The organism is Candidatus Desulfofervidus auxilii (assembly GCF_001577525.1).
In the GTDB taxonomy this organism is placed as follows: Bacteria; Desulfobacterota; Desulfofervidia; order Desulfofervidales; family Desulfofervidaceae; genus Desulfofervidus; species Desulfofervidus auxilii.
This window is the reverse complement of record NZ_CP013015.1, coordinates 656,357-679,133: the sequence shown is the minus strand read 5'-3', so window position 1 is coordinate 679,133 and position 22,777 is coordinate 656,357. Positions and strand designations below refer to the sequence as shown.

Annotated in this window: 16 protein-coding genes and 2 pseudogenes; 9 read left to right on the top strand and 9 right to left on the bottom strand. The window is 37.7% G+C overall.

Annotation, left to right across the window (positions count from 1 at the left end; genetic code table 11):
* Positions 1-4: 4 nt before the first annotated feature.
* From HS1_RS03465 to HS1_RS03430, 8 genes are read right to left on the bottom strand one after another with little or no spacing between them, the layout of a single operon-like run.
* Positions 5-859 carry a phosphatase PAP2 family protein gene (locus HS1_RS03465; protein WP_066060952.1) on the bottom strand — a complete coding sequence of 285 codons (855 nt, stop codon included), beginning with the start codon at positions 857-859 and terminating at the stop codon, positions 5-7.
* Positions 831-2,759, bottom strand: coding sequence for a DNA repair helicase YoaA (locus HS1_RS03460; RefSeq protein ID WP_066060949.1), 1,929 nt, complete (start codon positions 2,757-2,759; stop codon positions 831-833). The genes HS1_RS03465 and HS1_RS03460 overlap by 29 nt, the downstream gene beginning before the upstream one ends.
* Positions 2,760-4,394, bottom strand: coding sequence for an ArnT family glycosyltransferase (locus HS1_RS03455; RefSeq protein ID WP_066060946.1), 1,635 nt, complete (start codon positions 4,392-4,394; stop codon positions 2,760-2,762). It abuts the gene before it with no gap.
* Positions 4,395-4,442: 48 nt separating this feature from the next.
* Entirely contained in the window at positions 4,443-4,829 is a 387-nt protein-coding gene (locus HS1_RS03450) for a hypothetical protein (RefSeq protein ID WP_066060944.1), read from the bottom strand.
* Positions 4,826-6,199: an argininosuccinate lyase gene (gene argH, locus HS1_RS03445; protein ID WP_066060941.1), complete on the bottom strand. Its 1,374-nt coding sequence runs from the start codon at positions 6,197-6,199 to the stop codon at positions 4,826-4,828. The genes HS1_RS03450 and argH overlap by 4 nt, the downstream gene beginning before the upstream one ends.
* On the bottom strand, positions 6,199-7,401 hold the full coding sequence (locus HS1_RS03440) for an argininosuccinate synthase (RefSeq protein ID WP_066060938.1): 1,203 nt from the start codon (positions 7,399-7,401) through the stop codon (positions 6,199-6,201). The genes argH and HS1_RS03440 overlap by 1 nt, the downstream gene beginning before the upstream one ends.
* 10 nt (positions 7,402-7,411) lie before the next feature.
* A complete protein-coding gene (locus HS1_RS03435; protein ID WP_066060935.1) occupies positions 7,412-8,098 on the bottom strand; it encodes an HAD family hydrolase in 687 nt (228 codons plus the stop codon).
* Positions 8,095-8,982, bottom strand: coding sequence for a universal stress protein (locus HS1_RS03430; RefSeq protein ID WP_066060932.1), 888 nt, complete (start codon positions 8,980-8,982; stop codon positions 8,095-8,097). The genes HS1_RS03435 and HS1_RS03430 overlap by 4 nt, the downstream gene beginning before the upstream one ends.
* A gap of 229 nt (positions 8,983-9,211) precedes the next feature.
* Here HS1_RS03430 and qrcA point away from each other — a divergent pair, with 229 nt between their 5' ends.
* The 9 genes and pseudogenes from qrcA to HS1_RS03395 all read left to right on the top strand — a co-directional run bounded on the left by qrcA (position 9,212) and on the right by HS1_RS03395 (position 19,548).
* Positions 9,212-9,784 carry a menaquinone reductase multiheme cytochrome c subunit QrcA gene (gene qrcA, locus HS1_RS03425; RefSeq protein WP_066060927.1) on the top strand — a complete coding sequence of 191 codons (573 nt, stop codon included), beginning with the start codon at positions 9,212-9,214 and terminating at the stop codon, positions 9,782-9,784.
* A 10-nt stretch (positions 9,785-9,794) separates the two neighbouring features.
* Complete coding sequence (locus HS1_RS03420; RefSeq protein WP_066060924.1) at positions 9,795-12,080, top strand: molybdopterin-containing oxidoreductase family protein; 2,286 nt, start codon at positions 9,795-9,797, stop codon at positions 12,078-12,080.
* A 15-nt stretch (positions 12,081-12,095) separates the two neighbouring features.
* Positions 12,096-12,875, top strand: a complete 780-nt coding sequence (locus tag HS1_RS03415) for a 4Fe-4S dicluster domain-containing protein (protein ID WP_066060921.1) — start codon at positions 12,096-12,098, stop codon at positions 12,873-12,875.
* An 11-nt stretch (positions 12,876-12,886) separates the two neighbouring features.
* Entirely contained in the window at positions 12,887-14,122 is a 1,236-nt protein-coding gene (gene qrcD / locus HS1_RS03410) for a menaquinone reductase integral membrane subunit QrcD (protein WP_066060917.1), read from the top strand.
* Positions 14,123-14,587: 465 nt separating this feature from the next.
* Positions 14,588-15,225 (top strand): annotated as a pseudogene (locus HS1_RS13900) (IS110 family transposase); the annotation flags it as partial.
* A 19-nt stretch (positions 15,226-15,244) separates the two neighbouring features.
* Positions 15,245-15,477 (top strand): annotated as a pseudogene (locus tag HS1_RS13895) (hypothetical protein); the annotation flags it as partial.
* Position 15,478: 1 nt separating this feature from the next.
* Positions 15,479-15,793, top strand: a 315-nt coding sequence (locus HS1_RS13575) for a transposase (RefSeq protein ID WP_245669979.1), incomplete at its 5' end; no start/stop codon positions are given.
* A gap of 522 nt (positions 15,794-16,315) precedes the next feature.
* Complete coding sequence (gene pheA, locus HS1_RS03400; RefSeq protein ID WP_066060915.1) at positions 16,316-17,398, top strand: prephenate dehydratase; 1,083 nt, start codon at positions 16,316-16,318, stop codon at positions 17,396-17,398.
* Between the two features lie 320 nt (positions 17,399-17,718).
* Complete coding sequence (locus HS1_RS03395) at positions 17,719-19,548, top strand: DUF3373 family protein (protein WP_066060912.1); 1,830 nt, start codon at positions 17,719-17,721, stop codon at positions 19,546-19,548.
* Here the strand turns inward: HS1_RS03395 and carB are convergent.
* Positions 19,545-22,775 (bottom strand): carbamoyl-phosphate synthase large subunit, encoded by a 3,231-nt coding sequence (gene carB, locus HS1_RS03390; RefSeq protein ID WP_066060909.1) that lies wholly within the window; start codon positions 22,773-22,775, stop codon positions 19,545-19,547. The genes HS1_RS03395 and carB overlap by 4 nt on opposite strands.
* Between the last annotated feature and the right edge of the window lie 2 nt (positions 22,776-22,777).

Below are 22,777 nucleotides of genomic sequence, written 5' to 3'. Positions count from 1 at the left end.
GATTTTAACCCCTTCCCAATCTCTTTTCTAAACCAGGTGAAATAGTTAAACAAATTATTGCTAGTAAAATTCCAGCAATTACATCTGTAATATAATGATAATGACAATATACAGTAGAAACAATTAGCAAAGCAGTCATAATCCCATAAATCAAACTCCAATTCCTCCCTAAATAATGGGCAAAATAGGTGCACATAATACTGATTTGAGTGTGCCCACTAGGAAAGGCGTCAGTTTTGTTCTTTTCTAAGATATTCAGCAAATGGGCTGTCCATCCAGCTAGATATGTATTTTCATAGACTGATTTGTCAAAATGAAGATAAAATCTAGGACCAACTGCAGGAAAGAGAAGATAACCAATATAGGATACATAAAAGCCCAATAAAATGGCAAAGATAACCGAGGGGAAACGGCTGTCTTTTCGTAAGAATAAAGCCATACCTAATACCACAGGCATAAAATAATAACTTATATACCCCAATTGTAATATCTCTGTAAGCCAAGGTCTAATCCATTTTTGTAAATAATTAAAAGGGCAGCCACCAAACAACAAAACATCAAACTGATATAACAAAGGGTCTCGATAAGAATGGTGAATATGGGGAATGATATAGCCCATACTTTGAAATATCAAAAAAATGAGCAATATAGGATAAAAATAATGGGCTACTTGATTTTTATTAGCACATACAACAATCATGATGAGACAAAAAAGGTAAAGAATGGTTAAACACAATGCATTAGGCAAAAGAGGATAAAAGAAGATAGTAATACCCAATAAAAAAACAACAAAACCTAGGTTTAAAATATCATAAGGTAGAAAATTGGCCTTAGTTTGTTTTAAAAAATGCTTCCACATCTTTTATATTCCTGGTAATAGGGCAAGATGGAAGGTTTTTTAAAAAATATTGCCCATAAGACTTAGTATATAGCCTAGGGTCAAAAATCACTAATACCCCCCTATCCTGACGGTGACGAATTAACCTGCCCAAACCTTGCCTTAAAGAAATAATAGCCTGAGGCACTTGATATTCCCAAAAGGGCTTTTTCCCTATTTTCCTAAACCAATCAATCCGGGCCTTTATCAAGGGGTCATCTGGCACAGCAAAGGGAAGCCTATCTATAATTACGCAACTCAAGGCTTCTCCTGGCACATCAATACCTTCCCAAAAGCTAGCAGTGGCAAAAATCACTGAATGAATATCTTTTTTAAATACTTTTAACATTTTAGCAATAGAGAGTTCACCTTGCATCAAAGACCGGAATGTAGTTTGAGGAGCTACCCTTTGGTAAACTTGTTGCATATTTTGAATGCTAGTAAACAAAACCAACGCTCTCCCTTGAGAGATTCTGAGGATTTTTATAATTTCTTTAACCACTGCATCTAAAAATCCAGGTTCATTGGGTTCAGGTATTTGAGGAGGCAAATATAAAAGGGCTTGATGTTTAAAGTCAAAGGGTGAGGGAAGAATTAACCCCTCTGTATCAGATGGTAATCCCAATCTATTTTTAAAAAATGAGAAGTTATCACCAGTATTCAAAGTGGCTGAGGTAAAAATAATAGTTTTGATGAAAGGATAGAGCCTTTTTTGCAAGATAACATCTACTCTTATCGGAGAGCAACCAATGACTATATTTCTTTTCTTCTTTTCTACCCAATAGGCATAATCTGATTCTTTCATAGCACAAATAAATTCAAGTTCCTTTTTTATATCTCTTATCCTTTGTTTCAAATTTTTTTCTGTTTCTTCAAAGAGGGAATTTTGAAAAATTACGTGAATGACTTCCTCCAATCTGTTAAGTACTTTTTTCAGGGCATTTCCTTCTGAAAGCAAAAAAGAAGAAGCCACTTGATTTAGACTTTCTCTGTTTTTTATATGATTGAAAAGAGCAAAAAAATGTTCATTTTGTTGTTGAAGTTTGGACAAAACCTCGATTACTTTTTCGGGTAAGGTCTTATAAATGGCACGGATATCTCGTATCAACTCTGCTATACGATAGTTACTTACTTGATAACCAAAATATTCACTAACAATTTCTTCTAACTTATGAGCTTCGTCAAAGATTACTGCTTCATAAGAAGGTATTACCTGAGTATAACCTCTATCTCTTACTGCCAAATCAGCCATAAACAAATGGTGATTAACAATAATTAACGGGGCTTTTTGGGCCTCTAATCTTGTCTTAGTAATAAAGCACTTATCCCAAAAGGGACAGGTTTGTCCTAAACACTGTTCAGTGCTGGAAGTGAATTCCTGCCAACCTGGCCACTCAGGTGGTAGGGGTGTTTCAGCAATATCACCTATATTGGTCTGTTTTAGCCAATCTTTTAAGGCTTTTATCTCCTTTGTTTCCTCTAATAAATTGCTTTTTAATGCCTGATTAAAACGCCATAGGCACAGATAGTTGCGTCTTCCTTTTAAATAAACTGCTTTAAAATCTTTTCTTAATATTTTTTTAATTAAAGGTATATCCTTGTAAAAAAGTTGGTCTTGAAGTCCCTTAGTGCCTGTAGATATCACTACCTTCTTACCACTTAATATGGCTGGAATTACATAAGCCAATGTCTTACCTGTACCTGTGCCTGCTTCAATAATAACTGTTTTCTTTTCTGTTATGGCTTGTGAGACTTTAACAGCCATTTCTAACTGACAGGGTCGCCACTCAAAATTAGGCAGTTTCTGAAATAGCAATCCTTTTGGAGCAAAAATCTTAGAAAGTATATCTTTGGTATTCTCTGGTAATTTAGGGGCCAACACTTATTTTGCTTTCTCCCATCGAGCTAGACAAACTGTATCCCGCACATAGAAACCAGGACGACATTGGAGGATTTCTAAACTAGGTAGATGGGATTGCAAGGTCTTTAATGGTTTTTTACGACTCACAATAAAGGCCAAATTGACATTTTTAATCCGCTTTAAAACTTCTTTTTCTTTATGGAGCTTTTCTATGTGGTGCTCAGTGTAAAATACCAGGCTAGGTTGAAAATAACCATAGGCAATAACCAAAGTATCAGGCCTTGCCTCCTGTTTTATGCGCAAAGCGAAGGGCTTAGTAATTTTGTATTTATCTACCGCAGGCATGCCTAAATGGACTATGCTTAGGATAAAACAATAAGCCCCTAAAAATTGGGTAACAATGCTTAAAGTAAATCTTTTGTGCCGGTAAAAATAAATCCCTGCTGCCCAGGCAAAAAAAGGAATAAAGCCTAAAAAGGCCATCCAGACTAGCTTAGGGTAAAAATAAGACAGGGCTGCACCTCCACCAAAAAGCCATAAAAGAGCAAAAAAGAGATTAAAATGTAAAAGAGATTTTATCGCCCAAGGCGCAGCTTTTTCTAAATAAATGGCCATCAATACTGCTAAGGCAGGAAAGATGGGATTGATATAGGTAGGGAGTTTGGTATGGGCCAGAGAGAAAAATAAGATAAAAATGCCTATCCATAGCCAGAGAAAGAGCTCAGAATTAGTTAACTTTTTGTTTATTCGCCGTTTATGTCCTGCCCAAAAAATGTAGGGTAATACACCACTCCAAGGGAAAAAGGCAAAGGGCAAAACTAAGAGGTAAAAAAATATAGGACCTCTATGACCCTCCATGGGGTGTAAGAAACGATGAATATTGTGTTTTAAAAGAAAACCCTCTAAAAAAGCCCCGTTAGTCTTGAAGCCTACTAGTAGATACCAGGGTAAGGTAATCAGGGAAAAAAGCAAAAATCCCTTAATTATTTTCATCTCTTTTAATATAGAGAAATCCCATTTTAATAAAAGAAACATAAATACTGTAGCCAAAGGCAATATTATCCCCATAGGCCCTTTGGTTAATACAGCTAAACCCATGGCCAGGTAAAATAGGTAAAAATAAATGCCTCTCCTTTTTTCATAACCCAGAATAAAGCTAAAAATAGCCAAATTGATAAAAAAAATAAGGGCCGCATCTGGGGTGGCAATACGGACACTGACATTAAATAATAAAGTAGAAATTAAAATTAGCCCTGCCCAAAATCCGACATTTAGAGAAAAAAGAACATTTCCGCTCAAAAAAACCAATGCCACTGTACCCATCCCAAATAATGGTGAAAAAAATCTAGCGCTGAATTCACTTGTTCCAAACCCCAAGAGAGACCCTAAAAAATGGGTATTTCTTTCATTGGATTCACTTTCAAACCACTTATAACTCAACCACATACACCAATAAATAAGGGCAGGTTTATCAGGCCGAAGCTTTCCATTAAAGGTAGGCACAATGGGGTCAAGTCGGGCCTTCATTTCCCTAGCACACTGAGCATTATTAGGTTCGTCTATATCCCAAAGGCTGGTCTTACCTAGAGCAGAAAAAAATAAAGAGCCACTTAATAGAAGAAGTAACATAAGGGTTAAGCCTTTTTTTATGAACATGGTCACTATTTAACAGAAAGATAAAAAGAGGGCAATGTCTTTGCCTTACTACGGGATTACAACTTCTACTTGCTCAGAGCATATGCCTGTTTTCCCTTTATATACAGGACACACCTGATACCAGTAATTGTAGCCAGGTTTAATATCCACATCAAACCATTGTTTATCTTTTACTGTAGCTATTTCTTTAAGGCTTAGAGGACAACCAGCACAGACTTCTTTTATTTTAGCTTGATGTCGCAAGATTTTAAATTTATCTACACGGCCTTTACATATCCAGCTTAACTTTATTTTTTTATCCATTACTTCGGCTTTTAGGTGAGTAATATGGGCAGTTTTTTTCTTAGGGAGCTTAAGTGGAGTTTTTACCCCACAGCAAAAGGCAAAAAAGACAATAGAAAAGCAGAAGAAACTCAAAATCCTGTTTTTTTTCACAAGAGTTCCTTTTTTAAGACCTCAATTTGTCTTCTTACCTCTTCAGGTGAAGTCCCTCCATAAGAATTCCGTCTAAAAACGGCCTTAGTCATATCTAAAAATTCTTTTATATCTTCTTCTATCAAAGGGCAAAACCGTTTCATCTCTTCTAGACTTAATGTTTCTAATTCCTTTCCTACCTTTTGACAATACTTTACCATTTCTCCCACTTTTTTGTGGGCTTCCCGAAAGGCCAACCCTTTAGTTACCAAATAATCCGCTAAATCTGTAGCCAGTAAAAATCCCTTTTTTGTAGCATCAAACATATTTTCCCTTTTAATCTCAATATTTTTCCATAACTCAGCTATAATTTTTAGGGCCGATTTAATAGTATCAATAGTATCAAACAAGGGTTCTTTGTCTTCTTGCAAATCCCTGTTGTAAGTCAAAGGCAACCCTTTCATTACCGTTAATAGACTGAAAAAATTGCCATATATTCTTCCTGTTTTTGCCCGAATAAGTTCAGCCACATCAGGATTCTTCTTCTGGGGCATGATGCTACTGCCAGTGCAAAAGGCATCTCCTATTTCAATAAACCCAAATTCTTGAGAAGACCAAATGATTAATTCTTCTGACATTCTACTGAGGTGCATGCTTAATATAGTAGCATTAGCCAAAAATTCTAAGATAAAATCTCTATCACTCACAGCATCCATGCTATTAGGGCTTACTTGGGAAAACCCCAATAATTTGGCTACATAATGTCTATCTATAGGGAAAGTAGTTCCTGCTAAGGCTGCACTTCCTAATGGCATTACATCCACTCTTTGATAACATGCCTTTAATCTTTCTATGTCTCGCTTAAACATTTCTATATAGGCCAACAAATGGTGGGACAAAAGCACTGGTTGTGCTCTTTGTAAATGTGTATAACCGGGCAAAATTACATCCATATGAGATTGAGCTACATTTAACAAAGTGATTTGGAACGTTTGAATGTATTTTATTATTTGCTCAATTTCTTCTTTAAGATACAATCTCATATCTAAGGCAATTTGGTCATTTCTACTGCGGGCAGTGTGTAACTTAGCAGCTATTTGGCCGATTTTTTCTTGGAGTCTTTTCTCAATGGCCATATGAATGTCTTCATCTTTAATATCAAATGGAAATTGCCCTTGCCTTATTTCTATCTCTATCTCTTTTAATCCCTGGATAATCTTTTCTGCCTCTTCTGAAGGAATAATGCCTTGTTTAGAAAGCATCTTCACATGGGCAATACTTCCTGCGATATCCTGCTTGAACAGCCGTTTATCAAAGTGGATAGAGGCAGTGAATTCTTCCACTATTTTTGCCGTCTTTTTATTAAATCTACCTCCCCATATCTTGGTCATTATTTCCCCTTCTGATGCCATATTTTTAGACGCAGTCCATGTAATTTGATAAATCCCTCTGCATCTTTGGCATTGTAACTTTCTCCGGCTTCGAAGGTGGCTAATTCTGGAAAATAAAGACTATAAGGAGAGCGTCTACCCACTACCATACATTGCCCTTTATAAAGCTTTAGTTTTACCTCTCCGCTCACATTTTCTTGAGTCTTGTCCATAAATGTCTGCAAGGCTTCTCTTTCAGGGGCAAACCAAAATCCATAATATACTAACTCTGCATAACGAGGAATAAGACTATCTCTCAAATGCATTACCTCTCTATCCATAGTGATAGTTTCTAAAGCCCGATGAGCAATGTTTAAAATAGTGCCTCCTGGGGTTTCATATACTCCTCTAGACTTAATGCCTACAAATCTATTCTCAACTATGTCTATACGTCCTATACCATGCCTGGAGCCAATTTTATTCAAATAGTCTAAAAAGTCAGCAGGGCTGAAAGATTCCCCATTGATGGTTACAGGATTCCCCTTTTCAAAGCCAATAATAATTTCCTCAGGTTCATCTTCTGCTTTTTCAGGGCTGATTGTCCATTTAAACATATCTGCTGGAGGTGTTTCCCAAGGGTCTTCCAGAATCCCACCTTCATAACTGATATGTAAAAGATTTCTATCCATGCTATAAGGTCTTTCTAAGGTGGCTTCTACTGGAATTTTCTTCTCTTGAGCATAGGCAATCAAATCACTTCTTCCTTTAAATTCCCATTGCCGCCAGGGGGCAATGATTTTTAAGTGAGGAGCTAGGGCCATATATGTTAGTTCAAAGCGGACCTGGTCATTTCCTTTAGCAGTAGCCCCATGAGCTACCGCATCTGCATTTTCTTCTAAGGCAACTTCTATTTGTTTTCGGGCAATTACAGGACGGGCCAAAGAAGTGCCCAAAAGATAGCCTGCTTCATAGACAGCATTAGCACGAAAGGCAGGAAAAACATAATTTTTGACAAATTCTTCTTTTAGATCTACCGAATAAAACTTATCTGCTCCGCTGGCCTTAGCCTTTTCTTCTAAACCTGAAAGCTCTTCTCCTTGCCCTACATCAGCTACATAGGCAATTACTTTACAATTATATGTTTCTTTAAGCCATTTTAAGATGACTGAAGTATCCAATCCTCCTGAATAAGCCAAGACTATTTTATCAATTCCCTTTTCCATCTTCCTTTCCTCAATTAAGGACTAAATCAAAAAATTGGCTCTCTGCCAAGTTATTTAAAACCAAATCGGGCCGGAATTGAAGCAGGCTTTCTCTGGAACAACTCCCCGTGGCTACGGCAATGGTTTTTACTCCAATTGTTTTACCAGCAATAATATCACGGGGGGTATCTCCAATAAGATAGGTAGAATGAAGAGAAAATGTGTGGTTAAAATAATTTTTGGCTCGTTTCAATGCCAAATTTACCAGGGTTGTTCTATCCTTATGGTCACTTCCAAATGCACCTATGGCAAAATATTCAGCAATTTTTGTCTTTTTCAACTTTTCCCAAGCAATGGATTCTAAATTCCCAGTAACAATACCCATAAAAACCCCAGATTTTCTGAACTTTTCTAAAGCCATCTTTACTCCTGGCAATAAAGTTAACTTTTCATTTAGCAATAAAACAGAGAAAAAATAGGCCACTTTATTCATACAGACCTTCAGTTTCTCTTGAATAACTTTTTCTGGCACTCCAGCCTTTTCTAACACAGATAAAATAATTTCCTGATCAGTCATTCCTGGAAGATTATATTTTTTAAATTCTTCCCAATTTAATTTTACTTTATATACCTGCTCAATGGCTTTGATAAAGGCTAAACTATGAGTCTTACAACTTTTCAATAAGGTATTATCTATATCAAAAAAGACCAATTTCATTCTTCTCTAACAAACAAAATAGGCTGTTTGCTAAGTTCTAAGACCTTAGTTGAAACACTTCCCAAGAACATCCCTTTAAAAAAGCCTCTTCCATGATAGCCCATAACAATAAGAGAGACACCCTCCTGGTCAGCAATGCGATTGATTTCTAAGGCAGGTTTCCCTACTCTTAAAATGGGCTTAATTTTAAAATCTTGGGCTTCTAAATTGTGCTTTAATTTAACGAGATTCTTTTCGTTTTCTTCTAAAATCTGGGCTAATTTTTCTTCTGAGACATCCCTTACCTTATCTTCATCCACAATGCGGCAGGCAATTATTTCTTGCACTCCTCCTGATTTGAACTGAATTAAGTAAGGGATAGCAGCCATGGCACAAGGGGACCAATCTGTAGGAAAGAGGATTTTTTCAAATAGACGCTCAGTTACAAAATTAAAGGTAGGTTTGTCAAAGACTTCTATGACTTTTAATTTATACACTAATACTGGAATTGGGCTATTTTTTAATATCCTATTGGTTACACTACCTAAGATAAGACCCTGCACAAAACCCTTGCCATGAGCTCCCATGACAATCAATTTTGCTTGAGTTTCTTCAGCCACCCTTAAGATTTCTTTAAATGGGTTGCCTAATTCTATTTTCCTTTGGACAGTAAAACCATCTTGCTCAAGTTTTTCTGCCCACTTGTTCAGAATAGTCAAAGCATTGTTTTGAAGCTCAAGGAGGAAATTTGTATTTAAATTAGGCCAATCTGAAGCAATTACTGGGTTTACCACATGAATAAGGACAATTTCCTGTGTGCCTACTTTCTGAAAGGCAGGCAGAGCTTCTATCAACCTCTCTGCCTGTGCTGAAAAATCTGTGGGGAAAAGGATTTTTGTTAACATTCAATCACCTGTCTTTTTTACTTCAATATTTTTTAAAAACCAATAAATGAAAATATAAGCTGGTATTTGAGTAATGTCAATGAAATGTCCCAGATTTTACCTATTTTATAGAGGTGAGAAGGTGATTTTTTATAAAAAAGAAAATTTTAATTTTTTTCCTTGACAAAACTTTATAATAAGGGTAAATAAGGCTAAAATCTATTTTACCTTAAAATTTCAGGAGTTAAATATGTCTGAAGAAAAGGAAAGAAAGGGAGGTTGGGGGGCACTTATAGTAGGCTTTATTATCTCGTTCTTAGTAGGATGGTTCTTTTTTGGTAACCATTTTGCGGTTCCCCCTCTTTATGGGAAAAAAACTCAGCCTGTTTCTTTCAATCACAATGTCCATGTAAAGCAAGCGGAAATGGCTTGTGAAGATTGCCATTATTTAAAACCCAATGGAAAATGGTCAGGTGTGCCTAAATTAGCTAAATGTGTAGAATGTCATGAGGAACCTCAGGGGGAAACTAAGGAAGAGGCCCATTTTATTAAAAAATTTGTAGAGACACAAAAGGAAATTCCTTGGCTTATCTATTCTAAACAACCAAAGAATGTATTTTTTTCGCATGCCGCCCACTTAAAAATAGCTGGTTTTAAATGTAGAAGGTGTCATGGTGAAATGGGTTATAATGATAAACCACCAGTATATGTGTATTCAAAACTCTCTAAATATCCTCAACACACAGTAATTGTAATGGAAAAGTGTATGAGATGCCATAAAAAATTTGATGCCCCAAATTATTGTTTTACTTGTCATAAATAGGAGATAGGATATGTTGACAAGACGAGAATTTTTACAATTTGTGGTAGGTGGTGCTTTAGGAGCCGTTTTTTCTCCTTTACCCTGGAGAATAGCGGATGAAATGGTCTTATTTAGCCAGCGTTGGACCTACCAAGCCCCTGATGGAGAAGAATCTTGGACTAAGGCCTTGTGTCAGCTTTGCCCTGGGGGATGTGGATTAAGAGTGCGGAAGATCGATAATCGGGTAGTGAGTGTGAAAGGAGATTTGGTCAATCCCATAAATCAAGGTGGATTGTGTCCCTTGGGTGCATCTAGTGTCCAGCTCTTGTATGGAGAAAAAAGAAGAGTGAGGAAACCCCTTAAGCAGGAAAATGGAAGGTGGAAAGAGATAGAGTGGGATGAAGCGTTAGATATTTTAGCTCAAAAATTAAGAGAATTTCGTGAAAAGAGAGAAAGTTATACCTTAGCCTGTATAGATGGTTATGGTCGTGGTTTGATGTCAGATTTAATAAAAAGATTTTGTCAATCATATGGCACACCTAATTATTTAAAGATGCCTTCTGCAGACGATGCCTCTTCATTGGCGATGGAATTAATGCAAGGGCATAAGGGACATGTGGGATTTGATTTAGAAAATGCAGATTATATTCTTAGTTTTGGGAGCCAGTTATTAGAAGGCTGGAGTGTGCCGGTAAGGATGCAAAGAGTTTATGCTAATTCTCTTAAAACAAAGGCCAAGATAGTTCAGATAGAGCCACGTCTATCTGACACTGCTGCCAAGGCCCATGAATTATTACCTATTAAACCTGGTACCGAAGCAGCTCTGGCCTTAGGATTTGCCCATATAATCATTAAAGAAGGTATTTATAACCAGGATTTTGTTTCTAATTCAACTCATAGCTTTGATACCTTTAAAGAGTTGGTTTTAAAAGAATATTCCCCAAAAGCAGTAGCTAACATTACCGGTGTAAATATAAATGATATTAAAAGGATTGCTAAAGAATTTGCTCAAGCAAAAAGTCCATTGGCTATATGGGAAAAAGGAAAGGGGAATATACCTTGTGGCCTTTATGAAGTAATGGCTATTCATGCCCTCAATGCCTTAGTAGGAAATATTAATAAAAAGGGTGGAGTGATTTGCTTTAATGAAATTGCTGAAACCTGGTGGCCCGAATTAAATTTAGATACTACGGCTACAGAATCATTAAAAATGGACCGTATTGACCAGGTCAGAAGCAAGAAATATTCTCTAGCTACCAGTATGTTGCACCAATTTGCCTTTAATCTGACCACTGAGCCCAAATATCCTATAAATGCCTTATTAATCTTTGAAGCCAACCCTTGCTATGCAGCTTCTCAACCAGATTTGTTTGTGAAGGCAGTTAAAAAAATTCCCTTTGTAGTGGTCTTTAGCACTTTCTGGACTGAAACTGCCCAACAAGCAAACTTGGTTTTACCTACTCCTTTTTATCTGGAAACATGGAATGGAATTACTACCCCTAAAGGTTGGCCATATCCGATATTTGGTGTTTCTAAACCAGCAACTCAGAATTTATATGATACAAAACATCCAGGGGATATAATCCTTACTATAAGTAAAAAAATCAGTGATAATACCGCTCAAGCATTGCCATGGGGGAGCTTTAAAGAAATATTAAAGACAGTGGCCAAAAAGATTTATGACACAGGAGAAGGGAAATTAGCTTCATCCCAGGTTTCCGCACTACCTAGGGATTTTAACACCATGTGGGAAAAATTATCACAGGGAGTTTGGTTTAACCCTGAGGTTAAAAAAGTTGGTTTCCAAACAAAAACCGGCAAATTTGAATTCCTTCCTAGCAAATTTAGTGCTTTATATTTATCTCAAAAGGCCTCTTTACCTCATTATGAAGCTTGGGAATTGGAAGGTTCTTTAGAAGAATACCCACTCACTCTCATTTCTTACGAAACATTAATGCTTACAGGAGGATATATAGCTAGCTCTCCTTATATGATGAAGGCTCTACCTCCTACTCTATTGAAAAAGAATGATTTGTTAGTAGAAATTCATCCTGAAACTGCCGCTAAATATAAATTGGCTGAAGGAGATAAGGTGAGGCTTAAGACACCATTTGGTGAGGCAAAGGTGAGAGCGCATATTTTTGAGGGAATTATGCCTGGATTAATAGCTATGCCTTTAGGATTGGGGCATTCTGCCTATGATGAATATTTAGCAGGTAAAGGAGTAAATGCCCATCGGTTGTTAGGCTATACCGAAGAAAAAATTAGTGGTATAGCCACATGGGCCATGGCTAAAGCCAATCTGGTAAAAATATAAAAAGGAAGGGAAGCTATGGAACACAATCATGAACATCAAGGTAGTCATGCAGAAAAATATGTAATGGTGATTGATATTGATAAATGCACTGGGTGTGGGGCTTGTGCTATTGCCTGTTCTCAGGAAAACAATATTCCTGTGAGGACAGATGAGACAGATAAATATCTAAGTTTGAATTGGCTGGTTATTTACCGTATTACTAATGGAGAACCGTTTCCCAAAACAAAGGTAGCTTATATCCCTAGACCATGTATGCATTGTGACCATGCTATCTGCGTTCATGTATGTCCAGCAATGGCCACTGACAAAGATGCAAAGGGAGTAGTAAGTCAAATTTATCCACGTTGCTTTGGCTGTCGGTACTGTATGGCTGCCTGTCCTTATCATGCACGGGTGTTCAATTGGTGGGATCCAAAGTATCCTGAAGGCACTGAGAGAGGTTTTAATCCTGATGTCTCCACCCGGATGAGGGGTGTAGTAGAAAAGTGCAATTTTTGTAATCATCGCTATCAAAGGGCTAGAGATAAAGCTATAACTGAGGGAAGAGTGATACTTAAAGAGGGTGAATATGTGCCTGCCTGTGTAGAAGCCTGTCCCACAAAGGCCATGTATTTTGGTAATATTAAGGACCCAGAAAGTAAAGTAGCAAAACTGATTAAAAGTCCTTATGCCTTTAGACTTTTAGAGAAATATGGCACCCACCCCAGTGTTTATTATTTAAGTAAGCATGAATGGGTAAAACGCCAGACAGATTGGTATTTAGAAACACAAAATAAAAAACAATCTCATGAATAAGGAGAAGTAAGATGGATGCTGCCTTAATTCCGCCAGGAGTAAAGAGGTGTGGTTTTAAGAAGTTTATTATTTGGGTCTCCTTTTGGGGATTAGTAGTCCTATGGGGACTCTATGGCCTGGCCCTTTGTTGGGGTAAAGGGCTGAATCAGACCAATATGAACAACTACTATGGATTTGCTCTTTGGATTTGGGCAGATTTAGGGGTGATTGCTTTAGGGGCAGGTGCCTTCTTCTCTGGTTTCTTGAGATATATAGTAGGTATAGATAAATTAAAAAATATTATCAATATGGCGGTAGTGGTTGGCTGGCTGTGTTATGGTAGTGCTTTGTTAATTTTAGCCATTGATGTAGGCCAACCATTAAGGGCTTGGCACATATTTTGGTACCCTAATGTTCACTCTATGTTAACAGAAGTGGCCTTTTGTATTAGTACCTATTTTTTAGTCCTTTGTATTGAGTATTTACCCCTTGTTTTGGAAAATATTCAGTTACAAAAAAATAAGTTTATTCATATTTTTAGTCATAATTTACACGAATACATGGTAATTTTTGCGGCTGTAGGAACCTTTCTGTCTTTCTTTCATCAAGGCTCTTTGGGAGGTGTGCCTGGTGTTCTTTATAGCCGGCCATTTACCTTTAGAGAAGGTTTCTTTGTCTGGCCTTGGACATTTTTCTTATTTATCCTCTCAGCCATTGCTGCAGGTCCTTCTTTTACCTTACTTTGCACTTGGATTTTGCAAAAGGTAACTAAAAGGAAGTTAGTGAAATATGATGTATTAGAACTCTTAGGTAAGATTTCAGGTATTTTACTTTGTGTATATTTAGTTTTCAAATCTTGGGATACCTTGTATTGGGCAACCTATATCTTACCTCAAAAAGGTATGACCATAACCGAACTTTATCAAGGATGGTTTGGTCCTTATGGAATGTGGTGGTTAGTAGCTGAATTAGGTATTTTTGGAATTGTTCCTGCCTTAATTTTGATTTGTCCTGCCCTAAGAAAAAAGGAATTCTGGTTGATTTTAGGTGCCTTTTTTAACTGCATTGGTATTTTAATTAACCGTTTTGTGTTTACTGTTGTAGCCTGGGGTATTCCTACTTATCCCTTTGATAAATGGGTATTGTATTCACCCAGTTGGCAAGAAGTGGCTACTACCGTTATGCCAGTGGCTCTAGGAGTAATTGTAGTCTCTCTCTCTTATCGTTATCTGCCAGTTTTTCCTCAAGAAAGAGAACTCAACCCTTAAATAAAAAAGGCCCCCTGTATGTTTGGGGGCCGTATCCCTGCTATTGTATCTCAGGACTACGTCAAAGTCAGGCCATAAGTAATTTAATAAAAAGAAAAAATCCAAATACCAAATGAAATCCAAATGTCTAAATGCCAAAACATTAAATCAGTGAGTAGTGAAATAGTGAGGAAATGAAATAGTCAAATGTAGTGGAATTGGGGTCTATAATTAAAAGTGAGAGTAAAAAATAGGGAATGAAATTAAGAAGCCTTCTTTATGTGATATAAATGATAAATGGCTAGGGGAACATTTGTGGCTAACGGGGTCAGTCAATAATGTTGAATTATTGTGACTCGGTTTGAATTGCCGGATGTTCTCCTGCCAATACCCTGTCTAATGGAAAGGTGCCTTTAAGTGGCTATTATAGACGGGATAAAGGTATTGGCAGAGCCATAAAATATCAAACATAAAGGAGGGTGAGGCGTGAAAAGGTTATCTGGAGGAATCGATATTGGCAGTGATAATCATCACATAATTATCATGGATGATGAAGAACAGATTTTGTATGACCAGAAGATAGCACACAAATTCAGTGAATTTTATAAGGCAGTTAGAGAATTTAGAGAGATTGAGAAAAGAGAAGGTGGGATAATATCATTTGCAATTGAAGGAAAGAATGGATACGGAGCACCATTTGATCGGATACTTATAGAGAGCGGATTCACCTTATACAATGTAGATAATTTAAAATTAAAACAATTTCGGAATGTATTTGGGGCAGAATGGCGTAACGATAAAAGGGACGCAAAAATGTTAGCAAAAATGCTGAAATTAAGAGATTATTTAGACGCTGAAAATGAAAAGGCATTCATTGCGGTAGAGAAGGCAACAAAAATCAATGAAAAGTTAAAGATTCTGTCTCGGCATCAACAAACCCTGATAGATGAGAAGATAAGGTTGCAAAACAGGCTTCGAAAAAGGCTATTAGAAGTATGTCCTGAGATATTAGAGATTGGTGATACAGACAGCAAGAAGATGTTGAGGCTTCTGGTAAGGTATCCTGATTTTTCGAGATATAAGGGACTTACTATGGGAGCTTTACTTAAAATAAAGATGATTGGNAAAAAACAGGCCTCTTTAATGTTAGAAAGTCTTCGCAACACAAAATACGTCGAAGAACTGGCAGATATATACAAAACGATTATATCATCTCATTCTCGGCGTATTTTAGAACTAAAAGAGGAGATTGAGATGTTGGATAAGAAGCTGGAAAAGCTAGGAGAAAAGAGTTCTGAGGTCAAGCGTTTAAAAAGTATCTCAGGAGTAGGAACAAAGCTTTCAAGCAGATTGGTCGGAGAAATTGGAGATATCAANAGATTTAAAAACGAGAGGCAACTTGCGATCTATTGTGGTGTAGCCTGTATAGATGATGAGTCTGGTAAACACAAAAGGACAAGAGTTGTATATAAGGCTAATAAGATATGTAAAGCAACTATGATTGAAATTGCGGGCTGCACAATTCGGTATGTTTCAGAATCCGCTACTTACTATGCTAAAAAACGGACTGAAGGGAAAGAGCATAACCATGCCTTGCGCTGCCTTGCTAGACAATTGATAAAAGTTATTTTTAAGATGTTAAAAGAAGATCGAGACTATATCTTAAAGGAGGAAATGGAGAAGGCTGCTTAAAAAATATTTCCATTTTTTACTTGACTTTTTAAATGGAAAGTTCAAACCTACAAAATACAGTTAAGAAAATAGAAAACGGAAAACAGAAATTCCCAGTTCCCATTTCCCAATTCTAACGTGTAAACGTGCTAACGGCTTTATTAAATACCTTAAGTCTTTGAAAAACAACTTATAACTTTCTAACTTGCAACTTTTTAACTTGCAAACTTTCTAACTTACAACTTCATAAACGTGCATAAGGAAGGAAAGGGAAACGGGAAACAGAAAATAGAAATTCCCAATTCCCAGTTCCTAATTCCCAATTCTAACGTGCCAACGTTCTAACGTGCAAACGTGCTAACGTTCCAATTTAACAGAAGGCGATTTTGCATTTTTCAATTTGCATTCTGCATTGAGCCATCCTGCCTGTCGGCAGACAGGTGCGCTTAACATTTGGATCTCCGTTAAAATTACTTTGACGAAGCCTATATTGTATCTAATACACAGTTGACCAAAGGAGTTGAATTTGATAAACAAATAAAAATGAATGCCCAGGAATTAGAAAATTTAAGAAAGAAGATCGATACTTTGGATGAAAATATTTTAAAATTATTAAATCAGCGAGCCAAAATTGCCTTTAAAGTAGGTGCCTTAAAATCAAAAAATAATTTGAGTTTTTGGGATCCCAAGAGAGAACAGGAGATATTTAACCGCATTGAAAAACTCAATACTGGCCCCTTGCCTAACCAGGCATTATTTAGTATTTTCCACGAGATTATCACTGCTACTAGAGAATTACAACATCCTACTAAGGTTGCCTTTTTAGGACCTGAAACTACCTTTAGTCACATGGCAGCCATCAAACATTTTGGTAAAACAGCACTTTTTTATCCTCTTCCCACTATTAAAGATGTATTTTGGGAGGTAGAAAAGGGACAGTATGATTATGGCGTAGTGCCTGTGGAAAACTCAATTGAAGGCACGGTGGCTTATACCTTAGATTTGTTTATGCAATCAGAATTGAAGGTTTGTGGAGAGATATACCTAAAAATCAATCATTACCTGGCTTCTCTTACCCATAAAAAGGAAAATATAGAAAAAATATATGCTCATCCCCAAGCAGTAGCTCAATGCCGAAACTGGCTTTCTCACCATTTTCCAAAAATCGCAGTAGAAGAAGTGCGAAGCACTGCCTTAGCTGCCCAAAAGGCAAAAGATGACCCTAAATCCGCAGCTATAACTACCAAACTGGCCATAGAAAAATATGGACTTAATGTCTTGGAAAAATACATAGAAGATTTTGCTCATAATACCACTCGTTTCTGGATTATTGGACAAACTTCTCTTCATCCTACAGGTCAGGACATTACTTCTTTAATCTTTGCTATTCCAGATAAGCCTGGGGCACTTTATCAGGCCTTAAAACCATTTGCGGAGCGTCAAATCAACTTGACTAAATTGGAATCACGGCCTATGAAAAGTCTTCCTTGGCACTATCTGTTTTTTGTTAATTTAGATGGACATTGTTCAGAAAGTCCAGTAAAAGATGCCCTCAATGAGTTAAAAAAAATATGTGCCCACTTAAAGATTTTGGGTTCATACCCTAAGGCGTATGAAAGAAAGTAGAGTATTTAATACGATCCTGCTCCCTCCCAAAATTCGCGATTGATTTTTCCATAAAATTCCAACCTGCCTGACGGCAGGCAGGCCTGCCTGACGGCCGTGTCTGCCCCTGCCCGCAGGCAGGCGGGGACAGGCAGGCGGGCCAATTTTTTATCCTATTTTAATTTAGGTTGAATATTGAAAGAAAAAAGAAATTTTCTTTTAAAGTTACTGCGGTTTTTGGCTATAACCCTTGACTTTTGGAAGAAATTTGGATATTAAAGTTGACATTTATATCACATTTTCAGGTGGCTATTTATTCGCAATATGAGAGGAGATATATAATGTTTCTGAAAAAAATCTATGTCTTTATCTTAACAGGTCTATTCTTTATTATTTTTTTAACATCTAAGGCCTTGGCAGCAGAAGATTTAGAAGTGGATAAATTAAAACAGGAGTTAAAAATCCTAAAACAGCAAGTAATTATCTTACAACAGAAGATCAATGAACTGGAAAATAAAAGAATAAAAAAAATAACCGAAAAAACAATGAATCAGGATGAAAAAATAACTAAGTTGGAAAAGAAAGTGAACAAACTGGATAAAGTGGGAGATACCCTAAAACAACTGCAAGAGAAAACCAGAGTAAAACTTTCAGGTGAGATTCGTTTCCGTTTTGATAGCACCATTGCTGATACCCCTGCCAATTTCGTTTACCCAGGTCAACCAAAAAGAGGTAAACATCCTGTAGACTGGTGTTCATGGCCTATGCGCTTTAGATTTCAATTTGAGTCTAAAGTAATCCCCGATCATCTTGACCTCTATGGAAGATTGACTATAAATAAGAGATTCGGCAAAATAATGTATTTTGGTGTGGGTTCAAATCCCCATGATTGGTATAATGCCTATGCGGCTCACCAAGGTGGTGATACTACTCCCAGACTGGAAAACCTTTATGTAATAGCCAAACCACCATATTTCTCAAAAAAATTACCTATAAAATTATGGTTTGGAAGGCTTCCTGGTTATGAAGGACCTCCTACCAGGGCCAGAAATACTATATTTCCCAGATTATTTGTGGATTCAGAAATTGAAGGAGGTTTAATCAATTTAGAACTACCAGAATTTCCTTTTGAAAAGAAATTAACTAAGATTCAGCACAAATTTTTGGGGGAACCTACTGAACCCACAAAAACTGAAAAGGAAAGAAACCTTAGGAAAATTGCCAGGTCTAAATATTTTAAAAAATTAAAGGCCCAAAATGAATTGTATATTGGATATTTGAAATACGCTGATGTAGGCCTTACCGGACCAGGGGGTCATTTTGATGACCTATTAGGCATAAACAAGGGGCCAGATTCTAACTGCTTTATCTCTCAGCTTCAACTTAAGTTGACTAAAGATACCCAGATATTTTTCAACTATACATACATGCACAGTTATTATATGCCCCGTTACTCTTTTTATATAACCCAGGGGCATAATTTCAGGTGGGATGAAGCGTATGTTGATGAACTGGGTAACCAGCTTGTTATTCCTTATATCAAGCCAAAACCTTATCATTTGGGAGGAATTTGGCTGGATACCCAGATTTGGCGTTTTCAGGTATATGGTGCATATTATTGGAGTCACTTTGCAATCGCTCCTCATAAGCATAGATGGACATTTTCTGAAGAAGGATGGGCTGCACTTCAAGAGCAAGGAATAAATCCAGAAGACTATGGTTATGAAAAAGTAGGGGAACGGACTTACGAAAAGAAGTTCAAGGGAGACAATTATCCTGGTCATGCCTGGTTTATAGGCTTCAATACTGGCAATCTGATTCATGACAAAATAGTGCTTTGGGTGGATATGACCAGGGGGAGTAAATACTGGATAAATCCCTTTAACTGTAAAGGCTATAGGAGAAAGGGAACAGTCCATTATCTTTCAAATAATTATTTTTATAACCCAAACTTTAGTAACGACACTATTGTTGCTGGATATTTTCCTTTCAGTGCCAGGGTGCTGGATGTATGTCTTACATATTATTTCCACCCTAGAACCTATCTTCTTTTGGGAACCATGTATTTTAATTTTGACGCCCCTAGAAAGAGAGCAGAGGATTTTATCCTAGGTTGTTCAGGCCGTAAATCCTACTGGTATCCTCACATTGAATGGAAGATATTCTTTTAAAGCTCATGATATTCTTGTAAGCACTTTACACTGCCTTTGCCTTTTAACAATGCCTCTATGCCATCTACCATAGCCCTAGCTCCAGCCAAGGTAGTAGCATATGGAACGCCGCACAACAAGGCAGTTTTACGAATCAAGGGTGCAACCTCGCTAGATTCTTGGCCAAAACGGGCATTAATCACCAAACTAAATGCATGATTTTTAATATGGTCCACCACATCGGGTCTTTTTTCTCTCACCTTGTGCACAGTTTCCACAGGAAGACCTGCTTTTTTTAAATAATTTGCGGTGCCTCGGGTAGCCGCTAACTTAAAGCCCAACTGGTGTAATTTTTTAGCAATAGGAACTACTGCTGGCTTATATCCATCTGCTACTGTGATAAGCACCTTGCTGGTTTTAGGTAAATATAGGTTCTGTCCAGAGGCAATTTGGGCCTTAGCATAGGCCTGACCATAATCATGAGCAATGCCCATCACTTCTCCTGTAGAACGCATCTCTGGCCCTAAAACAGGGTCAACGCCTGGGAAACGCAAAAAAGGCAGCACTACTTCTTTAACGGACACATGGTTAACTTCTATTTCTTTAGTAATACCTAATGCTTTCAATTTTTTCCCTAACATTACCTTAGTAGCCACCTTTGCCCAAGGTATGCCTGTAGCCTTACTGACAAAAGGCACTGTGCGAGAGGCGCGGGGGTTTACTTCCAATACATAGACCTCCCCATTTTTTACTGCATATTGCACATTCATCAAACCAATCACGTTCAATTCCTGGGCTAGGGCCTTTGTCTGTCGCTTAATTTCTGCTATAATTTTTTCAGATAATGTATGGGGAGGTAAGACACAAGCACTGTCTCCTGAATGAACACCTGCTTCCTCTATGTGTTCCATAATGCCTGCTACCACACAAACTTCTCCGTCGGCCACGGCATCTACATCTATTTCAATAGCATCCTCTAAAAATTTATCTATCAAGATAGGATGACCCGGGGCAGCTTCTACGGCCAAGGCTACAAATCTCTCTAAATCTCGTTCATTATAGACTATCTCCATGGCCCGACCACCCAAGACATAAGAAGGTCTTACCAGCACAGGAAATCCAATCTGGTGAGCAATCTCAATGGCCTCTTTTATGGTCATTGCTGTTCCATTTAAGGGTTGTTTTAACCCCAATTTCTTAAGCATTTCTTTAAATCTCTCTCGGTCTTCAGCGCGGTCAATACTATCTGGGGTAGTGCCAATGATAGGTGCCCCTTCCTCCCACAAAGAGACAGCAAGATTTAAAGGGGTTTGTCCCCCAAATTGAACAATAATCCCGGCAGGTCTTTCTTTCTTAATAATATTTAACACATCTTCTAAGGTCAAAGGTTCAAAATAAAGTCTATCTGAAGTATCATAATCAGTGCTCACCGTTTCAGGATTGCTGTTGACCATAATACTTTCTATTCCTTCCTCCTTTAAGGCAAACGAAGCATGCACACAGCAATAATCAAACTCAATGCCTTGCCCAATCCTATTTGGTCCTCCACCTAAAATCATTACCTTCTTTTTAGGTGAGACCCGTGCCTCATCTTCTTTTTCATAGGTAGAATAGTAGTAAGGGGTATAAGCCTCAAATTCGGCGGCACAGGTGTCCACTAGTTTATAAACCGCAAACAGCTTCCTTTTCTCTCTTTCCTGACGCACCGCTCTTTCATCTGTTCCCCAAAGATAAGCTAGTTGCTTATCAGAGTAACCATATTCTTTGGCTTGCTTAAAAACTTCCTCTGGAATGTGGCTTAAATCCTTCCCTGCGTGCCTTTTTAATGTTTCTTCTAAATCCAAAATCTGCTTCATATTATGTAAAAACCAAGGGTCAATACTAGTTAAATGGTGGATTTCCTCAATAGAAAACCCCCTTTCTAAGGCATATCTAATATAGAAAATGCGTGTTGAATTGGGATGAATAAGCCTTTGTTTTATTTCCTCTTTGGTCAGATTTTTAGGGTCTTTTCCATCTACTCCCCATCCATACCTCCCAATCTCTAAAGAACGCAATCCCTTTTGTAGGGCCTCTTTAAACGTTCGGCCAATAGCCATAGTTTCTCCTACAGAACGCATAGAGGTAGTCAATTCGTCTCTGGCTCTCGGAAATTTCTCAAATGCCCATCTGGGAATCTTCACCACACAGTAGTCAATAGTAGGTTCAAAAGAGGCGTATGTTTCTTTTGTAATATCATTGGGGATTTCATCCAGGGTGTAACCAATGGCCAACTTAGTGGCAATCTTGGCAATGGGAAAACCAGTAGCTTTAGAGGCTAAAGCAGAACTCCGTGAAACCCGGGGATTCATTTCAATTACTACCATCTCTCCTGTTTTAGGGTCAAGGGCAAATTGGATATTACTACCCCCTGTCTCTACTCCAATTTCCCGAATAACAGCAATAGCAGCATCACGCATATCTTGATATTCTCTATCCGTCAAGGTCTGGGCTGGGGCAACCGTGATACTATCTCCAGTATGAACTCCCATAGGGTCAAAGTTTTCAATAGAGCAAATAATTACTACATTGTCATTTTTATCTCGCATGACCTCTAGCTCATATTCCTTCCAGCCTAATACCGACTCTTCTAACATTATCTCATGGATCATGCTGGCTGAAAGTCCTGTTTGGGCCAACGCTTCAAGGTCTTCTTTATTGTAGGCCACCCCACCGCCTGTGCCACCTAAGGTAAAACTAGGCCTCACAATAATAGGAAATCCTATTTCTTGGGCAATTTTTCTCACTTCTTCCATATCTCTGGCAATACCACTTTTAGGCACTCTTAGGCCTATCTTTTTCATAGCTTCACGAAATAGCTCTCTATCCTCTGCCTTTTTAATTACCTCAAAAGAGGCTCCTATCATTTTTACCTGATATTTATCCAATATCCCGGCCTCAGCTACAGCTACAGCAGTATTTAGGGCTGTCTGTCCGCCTAAAGTAGGCAACAAGGCATCAGGCCTTTCTCTAGCAATAATCATCTCCAGAATTTCTGGAGTAATAGGCTCAATATAGGTTCTGTCAGCCATTTCTGGGTCAGTCATAATAGTAGCAGGATTGCTATTTAATAAGACTACTTGGTATCCTTCGCTTTTAAGGGCCTTGCAGGCCTGTGTGCCTGAATAGTCAAATTCACAAGCCTGACTGATGATAATAGGACCAGAACCAATGATAAGCACTTTTTTTATATTAGTATCCTTGGGCATCT

What these genes read in the sequence shown, in the direction of transcription:
- qrcA (WP_066060927.1), top strand. Translation starts at nt 9,212, where the DNA reads ATGTCTGAAGAAAAGGAAAGAAAGGGAGGTTGGGGGGCACTTATAGTA.
- HS1_RS03420 (WP_066060924.1), top strand. Translation starts at nt 9,795, where the DNA reads ATGTTGACAAGACGAGAATTTTTACAATTTGTGGTAGGTGGTGCTTTA.
- HS1_RS03455 (WP_066060946.1), bottom strand. Translation starts at nt 4,394, where the DNA reads ATGTTCATAAAAAAAGGCTTAACCCTTATGTTACTTCTTCTATTAAGT.
- pheA (WP_066060915.1), top strand. Translation starts at nt 16,316, where the DNA reads ATGAATGCCCAGGAATTAGAAAATTTAAGAAAGAAGATCGATACTTTG.
- HS1_RS03440 (WP_066060938.1), bottom strand. Translation starts at nt 7,401, where the DNA reads ATGGAAAAGGGAATTGATAAAATAGTCTTGGCTTATTCAGGAGGATTG.
- HS1_RS03395 (WP_066060912.1), top strand. Translation starts at nt 17,719, where the DNA reads ATGTTTCTGAAAAAAATCTATGTCTTTATCTTAACAGGTCTATTCTTT.
- argH (WP_066060941.1), bottom strand. Translation starts at nt 6,199, where the DNA reads ATGACCAAGATATGGGGAGGTAGATTTAATAAAAAGACGGCAAAAATA.
- carB (WP_066060909.1), bottom strand. Translation starts at nt 22,775, where the DNA reads ATGCCCAAGGATACTAATATAAAAAAAGTGCTTATCATTGGTTCTGGT.
- HS1_RS03430 (WP_066060932.1), bottom strand. Translation starts at nt 8,982, where the DNA reads ATGTTAACAAAAATCCTTTTCCCCACAGATTTTTCAGCACAGGCAGAG.
- qrcD (WP_066060917.1), top strand. Translation starts at nt 12,887, where the DNA reads ATGGATGCTGCCTTAATTCCGCCAGGAGTAAAGAGGTGTGGTTTTAAG.
- HS1_RS03435 (WP_066060935.1), bottom strand. Translation starts at nt 8,098, where the DNA reads ATGAAATTGGTCTTTTTTGATATAGATAATACCTTATTGAAAAGTTGT.
- HS1_RS03465 (WP_066060952.1), bottom strand. Translation starts at nt 859, where the DNA reads ATGTGGAAGCATTTTTTAAAACAAACTAAGGCCAATTTTCTACCTTAT.
- HS1_RS03415 (WP_066060921.1), top strand. Translation starts at nt 12,096, where the DNA reads ATGGAACACAATCATGAACATCAAGGTAGTCATGCAGAAAAATATGTA.